Origin of the sequence: Halostagnicola sp. A56 (assembly GCF_000691505.1) — an archaeon.
Lineage (GTDB): Archaea > Halobacteriota > Halobacteria > Halobacteriales > Natrialbaceae > Halostagnicola.
Genome location: NZ_JMIP02000017.1, coordinates 458,654 through 473,807, shown reverse-complemented (window position 1 = coordinate 473,807; position 15,154 = coordinate 458,654). Strand labels below are relative to the sequence as shown.

Annotated in this window: 10 protein-coding genes and 1 tRNA gene; 4 read left to right on the top strand and 7 right to left on the bottom strand. The window is 61.1% G+C overall.

Annotation, left to right across the window (positions count from 1 at the left end; all coding sequences use genetic code 11):
- Positions 1–1,510 precede the first annotated feature (1,510 nt).
- The 6 genes from EL22_RS17155 to EL22_RS09455 all read right to left on the bottom strand — a co-directional run bounded on the left by EL22_RS17155 (position 1,511) and on the right by EL22_RS09455 (position 7,944).
- A tRNA-Ile gene (locus tag EL22_RS17155) sits at positions 1,511–1,618 on the bottom strand.
- A gap of 63 nt (positions 1,619–1,681) precedes the next feature.
- On the bottom strand, positions 1,682–2,581 hold the full coding sequence (locus tag EL22_RS09475) for a PGF-CTERM sorting domain-containing protein (RefSeq protein ID WP_050051248.1): 900 nt from the start codon (positions 2,579–2,581) through the stop codon (positions 1,682–1,684).
- A 164-nt stretch (positions 2,582–2,745) separates the two neighbouring features.
- A complete protein-coding gene (locus EL22_RS09470; protein ID WP_050051247.1) occupies positions 2,746–3,648 on the bottom strand; it encodes a hypothetical protein in 903 nt (300 codons plus the stop codon).
- A 77-nt stretch (positions 3,649–3,725) separates the two neighbouring features.
- Positions 3,726–5,435, bottom strand: coding sequence for a hypothetical protein (locus tag EL22_RS09465; RefSeq protein WP_050051246.1), 1,710 nt, complete (start codon positions 5,433–5,435; stop codon positions 3,726–3,728).
- 4 nt (positions 5,436–5,439) lie between these two features.
- On the bottom strand, positions 5,440–7,380 hold the full coding sequence (locus tag EL22_RS09460) for a type II/IV secretion system ATPase subunit (protein ID WP_050051245.1): 1,941 nt from the start codon (positions 7,378–7,380) through the stop codon (positions 5,440–5,442).
- A gap of 99 nt (positions 7,381–7,479) precedes the next feature.
- Positions 7,480–7,944 (bottom strand): hypothetical protein, encoded by a 465-nt coding sequence (locus EL22_RS09455; protein WP_050051244.1) that lies wholly within the window; start codon positions 7,942–7,944, stop codon positions 7,480–7,482.
- 148 nt (positions 7,945–8,092) lie between these two features.
- Between EL22_RS09455 and EL22_RS09450 the strand changes: the two genes are divergently transcribed.
- The 4 genes from EL22_RS09450 (at position 8,093) to EL22_RS09435 (ending at position 14,018) form a co-directional block, all read left to right on the top strand.
- Positions 8,093–9,145, top strand: coding sequence for an ATP-binding protein (locus EL22_RS09450; RefSeq protein ID WP_050051243.1), 1,053 nt, complete (start codon positions 8,093–8,095; stop codon positions 9,143–9,145).
- A gap of 201 nt (positions 9,146–9,346) precedes the next feature.
- Positions 9,347–9,814: a hypothetical protein gene (locus EL22_RS09445; RefSeq protein WP_156184084.1), complete on the top strand. Its 468-nt coding sequence runs from the start codon at positions 9,347–9,349 to the stop codon at positions 9,812–9,814.
- Positions 9,814–10,920 (top strand): hypothetical protein, encoded by a 1,107-nt coding sequence (locus EL22_RS09440; protein ID WP_050051241.1) that lies wholly within the window; start codon positions 9,814–9,816, stop codon positions 10,918–10,920. Before EL22_RS09445 ends, EL22_RS09440 begins: the two co-directional genes overlap by 1 nt.
- Positions 10,917–14,018, top strand: coding sequence for a hypothetical protein (locus EL22_RS09435; protein WP_050051240.1), 3,102 nt, complete (start codon positions 10,917–10,919; stop codon positions 14,016–14,018). The genes EL22_RS09440 and EL22_RS09435 overlap by 4 nt, the downstream gene beginning before the upstream one ends.
- A gap of 215 nt (positions 14,019–14,233) precedes the next feature.
- Here the strand turns inward: EL22_RS09435 and EL22_RS09430 are convergent, their stop codons facing one another.
- Entirely contained in the window at positions 14,234–15,067 is an 834-nt protein-coding gene (locus EL22_RS09430) for a molybdopterin synthase (protein ID WP_050051239.1), read from the bottom strand.
- Positions 15,068–15,154: the final 87 nt, after the last annotated feature.

The window sequence follows — 15,154 nt, the reverse complement described above, 5'->3', positions numbered from 1 at the left end:
GTACGCTACGCAAGGTGGCTGCGGCGGTTAGGGCTTAAGCTTGCTTCTGCCGGTCTGGGAACGGTCCGCAGGGATAAACTGCTTCAAAAAAAGTCCCAGATGGAAAAGTGGATCCGAAGAAATTTTGCTCAGTGCGGTACAAGTTGACTGTCTCCTCTAATAAACTCAAATGTATTTACCCACTAACAGTCACTATCGCTCTCTATTAGTCGTTGGTATTACGGTCTGGAGTACTATCGTTTATCTGATCAGTCGGTGAGCAACTTGTCTTCGTTGATCGCATATGCGAACGTGTTACATGGCACGACTCATGGCATATAGCTGTGGTAATTAGCTATTAATCCGGAGAAATAGTCGTATTCCCATAATCTGTTGCTTTGTATAGTCGTTTCGGTGGTTAGTACTCTTGCTCCATCAGACTACCGAGAGGGCTTATCAAATGGTTACCCTATCGCTGTGGAATAAAATAGTTACAGTAATGATTTCGAGTATCGTATTTTAACTACCTGATCACTCGCTGAGTGATGTGAATCGATTATTGTGGGTCTCTGTCAGCGTGGAACGAACCAGATTAGTGGCCGACGTTTCAGAACTGAATTGAGTGGTTGTAATTCCATGTTTTATAGAATAGCTATTGGATAACAGCGCTTTTCGCGTTCTCGCCGCCGTGTTTCGCGGAGATTTGCGCTTCGGAGTTCGCTGCGAGTCGCTCCCTTCGTTTCGCGTCAAAGTCTCAGACTGTGAGAAATTCTGATCCGTAGTCGTCTGTAGTGACTGGCATCGGTGAACAGGGTTGCCCTTTCGTAAACAGAAATCGATAACAATATAGTCGCTAATCGAGAGTGCATTGACGAACTGGGTGAACAGTATGACACAGCACAGGCGCGTCGTCGGTATCTGTGAGTGCTGCGGGTCAGTGTATGCCGCAAAAGTGCTCTCGTCCGGACGAACTCGTCCGATTGGACGGGACCAGTGCTCCTGTGGAAGCAAGCGGTTCCGGCCGCACGAGTGATTGGTACCGTTCGAGGCGTTACCGCTCACCGCCCCTCACCTCCGTCGGTCGCGACAGCTCGAGATTCGACGAGTGAGCGAACGTTAGACGGCAGCTGGTCTATCGGAACGCCGAATCGGCCCGGTTGCTCGAGCGGATCGACGTCGACAACATCTTTCCCAGCTACACTGCCTTTGCCGAGTCCGCGAATCGTATCGGAATCCGAACAGCGGTGAGTCCGGTCGTCGCGACCACCGGAGCCATGACGGAATTTTGGGGCGACGGTGACTCTCACACGTGAGACAGCGCTGTTTGTTTCGACCCGTCTCCCACCGTATCATACCCGCCGCCCCCACTTTCGGATACTAATTTTGCAGGAGGGCGAGTGCCCGGAACCAGTAGCTGGTTCGGTTCAGGTTCAAATACCCGTTTTCGCGAAAGTGAAAAAGTACCTTTCGAGGTGCTTTTTTTCCGGCTACGGCCGAATCGGGACCGGATACACTTCGGGTTATTCTCGAGTGGGCCCTGACGGATTCGAACCATCGACCACTCGGTATCCCTCAAACCCGGCACGGTACCGGCGCTTGTTATGAGCCGAGCGCTCTAACCAGACTGAGCTAAGGGCCCTCGTGTCACCGATAACAGGGGGTGAAGTTAACCCTTACTCTTGGCTGCGATTCGGCACAGTGCTCACCGACGGCGCCGAACCAGCACGACCGCCACGAGCGCGGCAATAGCGGTCAGGATGCCAAAGCCGGGTATCGTCTCGGCGGTGGTGGCACCATCGCCGTCATCGTCGGTATTGTCGTTGATCGAATTGTTCGTCGAGTCGTCGCTCGAGTCGATGTTTTTGGAGTCGTCTATATTGCCGTCAGCGTCGTCGAGTTGCAACACGACCACGACCTGACCGTGGGAGCCGCCCGGGTAGTACGTCCAGCCGCCGCCGGCTTCTTCGTACGATTCGGCGTCATCTATCGGGTCGACATCCGCGTCCCAGGCTTCGTTTTCCTGTTGGATGTAGCCGACGACGTCGACGTCGTCGGCGTGTTCACCCGTGACGTTTACTTCGCCGTATTCGACCGACCCGTCCTCGGGAAGCCCGTGGATTTCCATGCAGTGGCTGTCGAGGTAGCCGTCACCCTTTATCAGGTCCGGCGAGTCGCCGAACTGGTCGGCATCGAGCGGCCGTTCGTAGTGCTCGGTCAGGGGATATTCGACCGTGAACGGGTCGGCGGAAGTGTGCCAATCGAGCGACTCGCCGGTTGGCACTTCGACGGTCGTATTGGGGATGCTCTGGCCGTCGACGACCTCGCCGGCCTCGTTGACCATCGTGACGCAGATCTTTCCGGATCCGTCGCCGAGGTACGGACTTCGATACTTATCGCGCGGGTTGATATAGCTCACCCAGTCGTTCTCCGGGTCGGCCGCCTCGAAATATTCGTCGTCTCGGTCTGGAACCGGTTGCTTGTAGGCTTCTTCTGAAACGTTCTCGGTCGCCGTATTCTGCTGTATGGCCGCCGTACCAGTCGCTGCCGCACCTGGGCCTGCGAACGCGGCAATCCCGCCGATACAACCGGCTATGATCAGCATACAGGTAACGATCTGTACTGTCTGTTTCCCTGGTTTTGGGACGTGTATCCTAGACATGCGTAGGGAGGTATGGATCCGCCTCGATCGCGAGGAACGTGTCCACGACAGTTTCGTTCACGATCACCGTTGTAGATATGATGTCGTTACCAGCCGGTAGGTGATGGTTACGCGTCGACGAGCGTGACGTGATAGCGCCCAGTTCGGTCGTTTCGTTCCACCCACTTTCGATCGTCGGTGGTATCGATATGTCCCTCGGATTCGTCGCAGACGGCCACTTTCTCGCCGTGATCGGCACGTGTAACCGTTTCGTGACACACGTGCTGTCCGCCGGCTCGCACGTCGATATCGAACGGGTAGTGAATCTGATTGTGCGGACCATCGTCGGTGTGGAGGGAATAGCGATGACCCCCCACCCCTTCGTCGACTTTCACGTGCTGTGTTTCGGTTTGTGGCTCGTTTTTGCCCCAGTGTGTCCCTGTCGTGCTAATCGCAATCTGGGTCTCCGTATTCCCCTCGTAGAGAAACTCCATGCTTCGGGTCGTGTCCCCCATCCCCCACTCTTCCGGTTCGACCGAGACGTCGACCGACGGCGACACGACGCTCACCGTTCGAGTTCGTAACTCGCTATCCGCCGGAACCCACTCTCCTGAATTGCTCGCGTTAGCAGCCGCAAGATCCTCGAAAAACGCCGTGGTTGCTATGATGTCGGGATCCTCGAGTTCGTCGCTGTACTCGGTCTCGAACGGCGTTCCGGCCGTAACGTTCTCGAGTCGCTCGTCGCCCATCACCGGAACCATGGTCCCGTAGGCGAGACTCGCGTGGCTCGTTCCGTGCTCGTTTCGGAGTGCGATCGTCGGCCCGTGGACTTTCAGCGCAGTCGCGTCGTGTTCGTAGACTGAATTCGCCTCGTAGGTCGCACCCGCGGTGCGTTCGATGGTGTTCGCCGCCTCGGGGGCATCGGGCGGCAGCCCGGTCGGAAGGCCGAGAACGATGCCGGTAACCGCGACGCTGAGGATGCTGAGCGCCAGCCAGACGTACCACGCGTCCGCGGGTGCCTCGAGATCCATACCGACTCTGGCCGCCCGTTCGTATTTAAACTCTCAGACGACTCGAGTCCGTACTTTCGCGAAAACGCGCTTCGCCATCAAAATGCGATGTCGATGAGACAGATCGCGAGGAGGTAGATGATCGTCGCGGACGTGAGCGCTCGGCCGACGTGATAGCCGATCAGGGCGCGATCCAGACCGTGACGAAGCGCCAGCGAGAGCGGGATCAACACGAAACATAGCGTGAGCACGAACACCCCGATCGAAAGCGCGAGGGTACTCGGGGCGAACGCCGTCGCGCCGTCGAGGGCGGTCAGGTTCATCTCGGCCATCATCGTCGCCAATCCGACGGTTGAACCGGCCACGAGCGGCCCGAAATAGGCCGCCGTGCTGTCGAGCGTGCTCGTCACCTCCTCGAGATTCCGTCTGGTTTCGCGCTCGAGTTCCTCGAGTTCCTCGAGGTGGTCGGCCATCGAAACGATCGCCCGCCCCGCGGGCCGTCCCTCGTCGGTTGCGAGCGCGAGCAGGGCCGCGGTGCCGTGGGCGCGTGGGCTCGGAATCGACTCGAGCGCGCCGTACGTGCCGAAAAACGCTTCCTCGACGCTGACGTGAAGTCGTCGCTGGAGTCCGGCCGCACGAGCGAACACGTCGCCGGTTTCGTCGGGAACTCGCTCTCCTGCGAGTGCGATGGCCGATTCGACGGATTCGCCTTCGGACACTTGCCGACCGACGAGATAGAGCGCATCGGTGAGATATCGCTCGACGTCGCAGACGTGGTTCCTGACGCGCAATATCGGGCCATAGACTGCGAGCAGCCCGGTTCCGAGACCCAGACCGAGGCCAGCGATCGGCGCGAGCTCGGGGTAGCCGACCGCGTTCACCGCGAGATATGCTCCGGAACCGATGCAAACGCCACACAGCGATCGGGACCACAATCGATCGGGAAGGGCCGGATGCGAGCGATCGATTTTCGGCGGCGGAAACGCGACCGGTCGCCGGACGAGTAACCAGAATCCGGCGGCGACGAGCGCACCCGGCAAGACGACGTTGTAGAACAGGACGACCATCCAGACAGTGACGGGGATACCGACCATCGGAACCGAGGGGACGAGTGCAACGACCGCGAGCGGGAGCATGACCCCGAACGCGAACACCCCCGTCGTCGGCCCGCGAATTGCGGCCGTGAACGCTGCCATCTGGTTTCGCGTTCCGTTGAGAACCGCGGCGAGCGCCCGATCGAGCGTCCTGGCTCGTTCGGCCTCGGGCGCTTGCTGTGCGGTCGCCAGCAGGTGCGCGGATCTCCGAAGCGCCGGAAACCGCTCGTCCCACTCGTCTGCGAACGAGAGCAATCCCGTTCGCGGCGTTCCCATCGAGCGATCGATGTGGCCGTCGAGGCTCGCAGCCAGTGGGCCGCGTCCCGTCGAGGCAGCGAATCGGACGGCACTCTCGAGGGCCGGCTGGACCTGCATTCGAAGCACTGCGCGCCCGATCAGGTTCGGCGTCTCGCCGAGCGCCTCTGTTCGATGGAATGCGGCCGCGAGCTTCGGCCCTGCGTGGACGACGTGGACCGCGGTTATCGGCAGTACAAGCGCGAAAAATCCGACGACCGCCAGCGGAACCGGCACGACGAACAGTGGAAGCACCAGCGCGACCGAACTGAGACCGGCGCCGTATCCCGCACGGACGACCGTGTCGGCCTCGAGGGGTGATTCGACAAACGAGAGCGACTCGGCGAGTTCGTCGCTCGCATCGACCGACCAGGGATACAGTTTCGAGAGCGCCTTGAGGAGGGATGAAAGTGCGCTCATCGACTTATGCGAGTGGTCGACCAGCGTAGGCCGTTGCAGCTTCTCGAGGGCTCGTTCGTCCGTCAGCGGCCAGTTCGCTGAACTGTTGCGTTCGCGACTCGATCGCGTTTCGAACGTCCGCGTACGACTCTGCAGGGCCGGTCAACCGCCCGACGAGTCGGCTCTCACCTCGCTCGATTCGACCCGTCGAGGCCGCCCGTTCGTCCGCAAGTTCGTACAGCGGTTCGAAGCGGATGTCGTCACCGTTGCCCACGATCTCCTCGATCGCGGCCAACCGGCGCTTTCGGCCGGCGTCGGTGCGGTAGCTCTGAACGGTGACGACCAGGTCGGTCGCGCTGAACGAGGACGGCTGGACGCCGAGATCCGACACAACGCGCTCGTACACGGCAGCGCCACCGTCGCCGTGTACCGTTCCCAGAACAGCATTGGCGTTAGCACCGACCCGCATCGCCTCGTAGAGGACCTGCGCTTCCTCGCCGCGAATTTCTCCGACGACGAGCGCGCCGTCTCCGAGACGGAGCGCCGTTCGAAGAGCGTCGGCGGGCGGTATTTCCGGGCCGTCTCCGAGCCCGGTTCGGAGCGCTTGCACGTCGCGACCGACCGCCTGAAGTCGATCGACCGGCAGTTCGGGCGTGTCTTCGATGACGACGGTTCGCGTCTCCGGCGTCAGCTCGTACAGCAGCGTCCCGAGAAGCGTCGTTTTGCCCGCTCCTCGAGTTCCCGCGATGAGCGTCGCGGCGCTGCGTTCGATCGCGACCGAAAGGAATGCTGCAACCGATGCAGACATCGTTCCGTTCTCGACGAGCGTCGGTAGCGTGAACGTCTCGTCGGCCTGCTCGCGGAACGCGAACGCGATTCCATCCGTGACCGGATCGGTGATCCCGGCGATCCGAACGTCCGTTCCGTTTTCGAGCGCCGCTGTCGCATCCACCGTCGGCGTGGCTCGAGAGAACGGCCGGCCGCTGGTCCGGCGGACGCGAGACGCAAGCGCCCGCGATCCGCCCGTAGTCAGACGAACGTTCGTCGCCATCGACTCCCCGTCGACGACGACCCGGATCGGGTTCTGTGAGACCGGTGAGGTCGCGTAGACATCGGTGACCCTCGAATCTGCGAACAGGTCCTCGAGGACGCCGTAGCCGCTCGTGTGCTTCTCCAAAATATTCGTGAGCCGCGGATCGACCGGACCGTCGGACACCGATTCGATGGCTCGAGACGGTGCACGATCGCCGTCGACGTCGCCGTCTGCGATCGCCTCGTAGCCGTCGAGGAGCGTCGTCGTCTTTGCGCCGAGCGAAAGGTCGACCAGCTCGAGTTCGTAGAGCGCGACGGCATCGTCCCTGTCGTAGATCCGTGCGGTCGTTCCCGTCTCGAGCGTTCGGACGTCACGCAGCCGTGTGGCGTCATCGGTCGACCGATCGACGAAATAGTGTGCGATCGGGAGCCCGACGAGTGGAGTCAGGACATCTTCGTAGCTCTCGACGCCACTCGAAGCCCGTCGAAGCCCGGATTCGACGCCGATGTCAGCCGTCTCGTCGGCACGCCCGTCAAGTTCGGCTGCGACGGCGAGCGGATCTTCGGCCGCGGTCTCGGCCAAACGCTCGTCGCGAGCGCCGAGGAGTTCGACGAACCGTCCCGCAGCCGCGAGCACGTCGACGCCTCGTGCGGGATATCGGTACTCCAGCCCGTTCGACCGGATGACGATCGATTCCGCGTCGCGATCCGCGAGCGTTTCGACCACCGTTCGTCTGCACTCGTCGGAATCGCGAAGGTCGCCAGAACAATCCTCCGCATCGATGTAGAGCGTCCGCTCATCGAACGTCGGCTCACATCGACAGTTACTCGCGCTCGCTGCCGACTCCGTTCGATCACCTATGAGTCCCACCGCTTCGGCCAGCGCTCGAACGGAGCGAGCCGAACGGAAACGCAACGTGTCGTGTTTCGACATGGCCCGCTCTCGCTCGGCTTCTGTTTTAAACTCACGGGCAAACGGGTCGATATCGGGCGAGCTCGGGACGCTGACCCCAGACGGTCGAACGTGACAATCTTAGATGCGCTCGAGGATGACGATCGGCTCCCCGCTTGCGTCCGTCTCGAGTCGAAGTACGACAGTTAGGTCACCGCTCGCGTCGCCGAGTGTCGTGCTCTCGTTTGCCGCCGAAACGCCCGAGGCGATCGGCACGGCGATCGATTCGCGGTGTTCCGATCTCCCTTCGGCCGCGTAGGTAACGATGCTCGTCTCGTCGTAAACGCGCTCGATTCGGAGGGTGTCGACGGGAGCGGTCGTCATCGACGATTCCGGGAGCGCGAGCGCTACGGTTCGCCGCGGTGGGGGTGCACCGGCGTGGGCCACCTCTTCGGTCTCGAAGAGCGAGACTGCTGCGGTCTCGAGGTCTGCCGTCATCGCTTCGAGCTGTCGCTCGGTTCGTCGCTCGCTGGCGGCGTCGATTGCCGGGACGGACAGGAGCAACAATCCGACGGTGAGAGCGATCGCGAGTACGTATTTAATCATTCCTGTTTCATACTCTCTGTCGTTCGTCTCGTCGCTCGTTCACGCCGAGCGATGCTTCTCCTTCGTATATAAACTCGAGTGACGACCGACACGGCCTGGCGTTGCAGCAACGCTGTAGTTTATACCGGATACGTCGGCAAGCCTCGCTGTGACATTCGTAATCGGCCGCGGCGCGGACGAAGCCGACGGGCCAGTCGGTCACCTCGGCCACTACCGCGCCCTCGACGGCAGCGCGGGTGCGCCATTGTACCTCGATCTGGACGGTCCACATGCGGCGTTGGTCGTCGGGAAACGCGGCTACGGAAAGTCGTATACGCTCGGCGTTCTCGCGGAGGCGCTCGCACAGGTACCCGGCGTCGCTCCCATCCTCATCGATCCGATGGGCGTGTTCGATACGCTCGCCGCCTCACCTGACGACGACATCCTCGCGACGATACTCGATCGTCCCGCCATCGACCCGTCGACGCTCGATCCGCGGTCGTGGTGTGCGCTTGTCGGTCTCGATCCCGAGAGCGGGGCCGGCGGGTTACTCTGGCGGGCCGCACAGGAACGCGCGACACTCGAGGCGATGCGAGACCGCATCGAGTCGGCCGACGCCCCGCGTTCCGACGTTCGCGCGGCGACCAATCACCTCGATCTCGCGGCATCGTGGGGCGTATTCGAAAGCGGGGGAACCGCGGCAAAAGACATCTGTGGACCCGAAGTCACCGTCATCGACGTTTCCGGCATGGACGACGCACCGATGAACGCGATCTGTCGCGGCGTCGCAGAAACGCTCTATCGCGCTCGAGTCACGGACTCGGTCGATCGATTACCGTGGCTCGTGGTCGACGAAGCCCACACGTTTTTCGACGGCGTGGCCGGGCCCGCACTCGAGACGATCCTGACGCGCGGGCGGGCACCGGGCGTGAGTTTCGTGGCGGCGACCCAGCGACCGAGTTCCGTCCCCGCGGTCGGAATCTCGCAGTCGGATATCGTCCTCTCGCATCGGCTCACCTCACGGCCGGATCTCGAAGCGCTTGAGCGGGCCCGACCGACGTACATGAACGCGACGATAGAAGAGCGAATGCCCGACGCTCCCGGCGATGTCGTCGTGATAGACGATGCGACGGAGACGACGCACGCCGGGCGGATCCGAGAGCGAGAGACTGCACACGGCGGTGCCAGCCCGCGTGCGAGTGACGCCTCGGGAGACCGATGATGTCCATCCTACGGAAACTGGCGATGCTTCGGTGGACTAACGACCTCGGCTAAGTGGCTCGAACGAGGCCGTAGTTTAAGTATGAATTCGGGACCAACATCGATATGTCTCGAAACGTCACTGCTGTCGATGGGCGGGGACAGTCTCTTCGCTGTTACGTCGCCCGTTCGTTGTGTCGAATACCCCGATCGAGAGGTGAGTATGCTATCTCCGCGAGCGAATAGGGGACAGACCGAACCGATCGCCGCGCTCGTCGCCGTTTCCGCCTTCGCCGTCGGGATCGGAATCTACGGCGCGTACGTGACCGATACGCTTCCGGGAACGAGCGAGCGAACACCGGAGGAGACGGCGGTCGACCTCGTGTGGGCCGACCTCGAGGACGATGGCGTCTACCTCGCGCACGAGCGCCCTCGAAACGTCTCGAGTGAAATCGGACCGGACGCCGTTCCGAACGGAAAGTACAGCCACGTTGCCGTCGAAGTCTACACCGACGGCACTCCGGAAACGGTCGCCGAGGCGCGCTTCGACGATAGGGGTCACTCCCTCTCGCTTGAGGATGTCGACGACCCACCGAACTCGGCCGGCGTCGCGAGCCGGCGCGTTCCCGTCACAATCGAGACGAAAGCCGACGTGCGATCCGGGACGCTCACGGTGGAGGTGTGGTCCTAATGTATCGTTCGACGGACCGCGGCGTGAGCACCGTCGTGGATATCACGCTCGCCTTGCTCGTCATCAGCGCGAGCGTACTGCTTCTCGGAACGGCTCTCTACAGCCCCGACGAGTCACCACGGGAGGGGCACCCGGAACAGGCCCTCGAGAGCATGAGTGCGACGACGAGTACCGTCGTCTACGATCTCGAAGAGACGAACGAGACTGGTGTTTCGACGGTCGAGAGCGACACCTTCGATCCTCCAGGAAATCGGGATACGACGGTATCTGACGGTCTCTACGAGGTGACAACCTACGGCTCTTCGATCGGTCTGCTGGCAGATGCTGCGCTCGCGAACGTCGGCTTCGATGGGAGTGACTTCTTCGCGTACGGTGCTGTCTACCAAGACGCCGTCGACTCCTCGATCCGAGCGTCACACGTTGGCACTGCAGGGCCGCACATCGGTACTGAAGGATCAGACGGTGGTACTGCAAACAACGTCTACGCGGTCGCAACGTGGAGTCCCTACGAGGGGTCGTCGCTCAGCGGAACCGCGACGACAGGTCAACGACCACCGCCGACCGCCGACGTTTCGAGCGTCAGTACGACGGTCTCGAGTGGCATTCCCAATCTCGACTCCGAAACGCTGGCGCGTGAGTTCGAACGCGAGGAAACGAGCGCCGTCGGAACGCCGCTCGTCGACGACGACCGTGCCGACGGGTACGACGCGGTTGCAACCGTTATCGCCGAGGCGATCGTCGAGGGCTATTTCCCACTCGAGGAGACCCAGTACGCGCTCGAGTCTTCGCTCACCGAGCGTTCCGTCGCGGTCTACGAGTACAGGCAAGTGGCGGATTCCGTCGGCGTCGACATCGACGACTACGTCGGCGAACGTACGCCACACGCGGCGGCAGCAAACGAAACGCTTGTCGGAGATATCGACTCCGACGATGGATTGAGCACTCGGATCGCAGCCGACATGCGAAACGGTCCGATCGGCGAGAAAATCGATCGGATCTGGGCCGAATCGTCGACCGATACCGTCGTCGACAGACTCGAGAAAGTCTTTCAACGAATCGTTTCACCAGAGACCGTCGATGTCACAGTTCAAACGTGGGAGCAATGACCGCCGACCGAGACGATTCCTCAACGGTTTCGATCGACCTCGACGAACGCGGTCGGGTCCCCTTCTCGCTGATCGCCGTTCTCCTTCTGGTCTCGAGCGTGATGATCGCCGCGACGCTCGAAACCCGATCCGAACCGGTCCTCGAGCGACAGACCGACCGAGCGATGGATCGGGCGTTGGCTGCGACCCAGGGAGAGCTTCGAACCGCGGTCCTCGAGGCGAGCTATCGGGCCGGAACGGCACCGGTCATCTCGGCGAACGAGAGCGATGTCGATGCGATCGCTGACGCGCCCGATCAGGAGGCTCGATTCCGAAACTACGTCAAACTCCTCGTCTACCTCGAGGCGACCGAGACGCTGTCGAACGCCGGTAGTACTGTCGGATCGGATACTCGGACGAACGTCTCGATACCGCCCGTGACAGCGTCCGGGTCTGGAGCGTCGATCGATCCCGACGAGGCGATCGATCGTGTCGCCCTCGATATCGGGCAGTTCGACGACGACATCGCGGCTGGCATCGTCGACGCGACGATCGACGACGTCGAATTTCGCGTAACCCAAGGCGGGATCGAAACGCTCGAGCAAACTCGCTCGATTACGGTGAGCGTCGGTACGCCGGTGTTCGAACTGCACGACCGGCTGACCGAGTACGAAAGCCAGTTGAACGCCGGCTTCTTCGACGAACCGCTCGACTCGGACGTCGATGGGCTCGGACAACACCTCGGTGCGCGTCTGTATCCGTTCGCGTACTTCAAGGCGGGTTGGGATCGCACGCAGCCGACTCGAACGCCCGACCAACACGACTTCGAAGAGGTAATCGACGTCAAGCACGCGGAGGTGTTGGCCAACCATGCGATATTCGACGTCCAGAACGATGTCTTCGGGACGCAGGATCCGTACGCCGACCGGACGATGCGACCTGGTTTTGTCTGTATGGCGACCCAAATAGGGACCGACATCGCGAGCGGGAAGCGGTCCAATCAGAACGATGGTGAGAACTCGCTTGTCGATCCAAATACGACCGGATTCGGCGTCGACCCGGACGAAGTCGAAAACGAGACGATGGTCGTCGACATCGAAAAACAACTCTGTGACGGTGGTGCAGTACAAGAGTGGATTTTCGGAGACAACGCGACGGGGGAACTCCCCGAAGTACCGCCGCTGTCGGAGTTGATCCGCGGTGGTCTCGGTGAACTGAGCGTCATGAACGGCTCACAGGAGGTGCCCCTCGGCGATGTTTCACGAGCAGCGTATCTGGAGTACTCCACTGAAGAAGAGATGGATATGGTCGAATGGATGGAAGAACAGACCCGCGCAGAGATGGCTGCTGGAAACATTTCCCCGAGGACGAACGGCGAAGCCGCCAACCTCCCCGCCGGTTCGGACGAGTACGACCGGAGCGTTCGCGATATTGTCGAGGAACTCTACCAGGTCGACCTCGAGCGCGATACGGACGCGATAGACGTTTCGGGTGGTCTCCCTCCCAGCCGATCACCCGACGATCGGGACAATTACACCGAATCTTCGGATTCCACTGTCGTCGATTCCGTCTCGGACGTTCGCGTCGATCACGAAACGTTCGAAAACGGGACCTCGAGCGATCGAACCCTCCACGAGATCGATGTCACGGCCGACCTCGAACTCGAGAGAACCCAGATATGGGAAGCCGACGATCCGGAAAACACGACGCCAGCGACTAGACGGTTCAGCACCGATCGGTCGGTGTCGCTTACGGCACAGATCGATATCGACGGTGCGTACGGATTCTATCGGCAGGGAGCGTACTACGACCATGGCGAATTTCCGGTCGCGGACCGTCCGCTCGAGCGCGACTACGAACCGGGCTCCCGAAACGATAGCTGGCGAACTAACTTCGAGAACGGCTTCGAACTGGCGATTACCGAGTTGACGACGGCGGAATCGTCGGCTCGACTCTCCGACGATTTTGCGGCCGAAATCGAGTCGCTCGAGGGAGACGAGATTTCGTCGACGGGAGCGCTCGAGGACGATATCGAAACCGACCTGACGACCGACGAATCGACCTACACCGCAACCCTCGAGGAGCTCAAGCCGAACTCGGCGACGGACCTGCTCGAGGAACTCGGGACCGATCTCGAGGATACCCATCGTGACTTCCTCGAGACGCTCGAGGCGGAGCCGTTCGAAGTCGAACGGACGGAGCTCCTCGATACGCCGACGCCGCCGGCGCGGGCGATCGACCATGTTCGAACTGAACACGAAGCCGACTTCGTCTACGACGGTATCGGGAACGAAACCTATGCGACGCCGGCGGAAGTAGCCACTGCACAGGTCCGAAAGGCGTACTTCGATCGAATCTACTACTGGCTCGACCTCGTCGCAACCTCCTACGAGGAGCAAGTAGACGAGACGAGCGACTACGTTGACGACGCCGGCGGCAGCGGAACGGAATCGCTCGACGATGTCCTCGCGTTTACGCAGAACGCGGTGAATGCGGACGTCTCGTACGAACCGGACGAAATCGACGGCTCGCCGGTGCTCGAGGATGCGCAGTTCGAGGTCGCCGGGTCGCCGACGTACCTCACCGCCGAAAACATCAGTCAGGACAGGGACCCAGCTATTCGACCGAAAAACGACACGATTACCGACGTCGATGGCGAAACCGAACACGCCTCACTGGCGATCCACACCGACAATCGAGTTGGATGGCCCGGTATGCCGCTTATTCCGACCCCGCCGTCGTTCTACCTCGCCCAACTCAACAGCTGGAACGTCGACGTTCGGGGCGAGTACGCACGCTTCGAAGTGAGCGCAACAGTCGGCGATGCCTCGAGTACTGGCCGACTGTCGGTCATCCGCGAACACCGACCGATCGAACTGACGCTCGAAGACGGGAGCACTATTGCCGTCGGTTCGAACGAACCGATCGACTTCGATAGTTCGACAGAGGTGATCGTGATGATGCCTGGTGGGGTAATGGCGAGTGGTGCGGTGCCATCTGTTGCAGATCCGGGAGACCCAGGAGATCCTCTTGAATATTGCTCTAAGACTTGGGACTATGTTGGCCCTGGTTTTAATTCAGATAAAAAAGACAACTCAAATTGTTATCTCGGTGAGTAATAGATCCCCATGTACCTGTACTTCTATTGATCCTTCAGAGCTGTAATCTGTTTTTCTCCATCATCTGCGAATATGATTAAGCCATCTAGAATAACTGGGACTAAGTTTTATAACTGCATCTAATACATTATTTCCGGATTGAAAGTCACGAGACCCAATTATATAATTCCACACGAATATGTAGTTGGTACATAACTCTCGTAATCGAGTGAAACTCAGCTGGTCCGATCGTGCACCCAGAATTCGTCCGCGACGGTTACTTCCTTTTTGAACAGCGGGACTTCGTCTTTCAACCGGTCTATCCCGTCTTCGACCGTCCGAAACGCCTCCGCACGATGTCCGGCGAGGACGACGACGAACACGATGTCCGCGCCGTCCTCGACGATCCCGGTTCGGTGGTACATGCGGACCTCGTAGACGCCGTCTCGAGCCTCGAGTTCCTCGCGAATCGCAGCCATCCGCTGTTCTGCGACGCCCTCGTACTTCTCGAACTCGAGGTACTCCGTCCGATCGTCTTCAGGATCGTCTTTCGCGCGCACCCGACCGGTGAACGTCGCGATCGCACCGGCGCGATCGGCCTTCGGTGAGCGCTTTAGCTCGCTGACGAGCGATTCGAGGGTTTCGTGTGGTTCGTAGCCCTCGAGTTCCTCGCGGAGGGGCACTGACTCGAGGTCGGCGGGCGAGGCGATCGACGCGAGGACGGGGCCGCTCTCGGCGTGGTCGTCCGACTCGGCGACAACTACCGACGGATACCGCGGCATCGAGACGCCGACGACGACCGCGTACGCGCAGTCTCGAGCGAGCGTATCGAGCGCGTCGCCGATCGAGAGGCCGGTTCCGGCAGCGGCCCAGTCGCCGTCGGCCCCCAGTTCGTAGGTCACGTCGCCGCCGGGAGTCAGCGATTCGTGGGCCCCGTCGGCGATCGTCGCGTCGTATCGAACGACGCCGACGCGCCCCGCTCGAGAGAGCCGATCGACCACGCGGTCGACGACCGCCTCGAGGCGCGACGGGTCGCTCGAGGCTCGGTCGAGAACTCCGAGTACGTGCATACGTGACCGATAGCGCGCGTTCGCGTTTGTAGCTGTCGCCCGCGCCGAGGGGCCCGCCCCAGCGGAGTAGCTCCGACGCGTGCGACC

Bases quoted from the DNA above. Each gene is read 5' to 3' on its own strand.
- EL22_RS09475 (WP_050051248.1), bottom strand. From the start codon at position 2,581: ATGCTGATCATAGCCGGTTGTATCGGCGGGATTGCCGCGTTCGCAGGC.
- EL22_RS09470 (WP_050051247.1), bottom strand. From the start codon at position 3,648: ATGGATCTCGAGGCACCCGCGGACGCGTGGTACGTCTGGCTGGCGCTC.
- EL22_RS09465 (WP_050051246.1), bottom strand. From the start codon at position 5,435: ATGAGCGCACTTTCATCCCTCCTCAAGGCGCTCTCGAAACTGTATCCC.
- EL22_RS09460 (WP_050051245.1), bottom strand. From the start codon at position 7,380: ATGTCGAAACACGACACGTTGCGTTTCCGTTCGGCTCGCTCCGTTCGA.
- EL22_RS09455 (WP_050051244.1), bottom strand. From the start codon at position 7,944: ATGATTAAATACGTACTCGCGATCGCTCTCACCGTCGGATTGTTGCTC.
- EL22_RS09445 (WP_156184084.1), top strand. From the start codon at position 9,347: ATGCTATCTCCGCGAGCGAATAGGGGACAGACCGAACCGATCGCCGCG.
- EL22_RS09440 (WP_050051241.1), top strand. From the start codon at position 9,814: ATGTATCGTTCGACGGACCGCGGCGTGAGCACCGTCGTGGATATCACG.
- EL22_RS09435 (WP_050051240.1), top strand. From the start codon at position 10,917: ATGACCGCCGACCGAGACGATTCCTCAACGGTTTCGATCGACCTCGAC.
- EL22_RS09430 (WP_050051239.1), bottom strand. From the start codon at position 15,067: ATGCACGTACTCGGAGTTCTCGACCGAGCCTCGAGCGACCCGTCGCGC.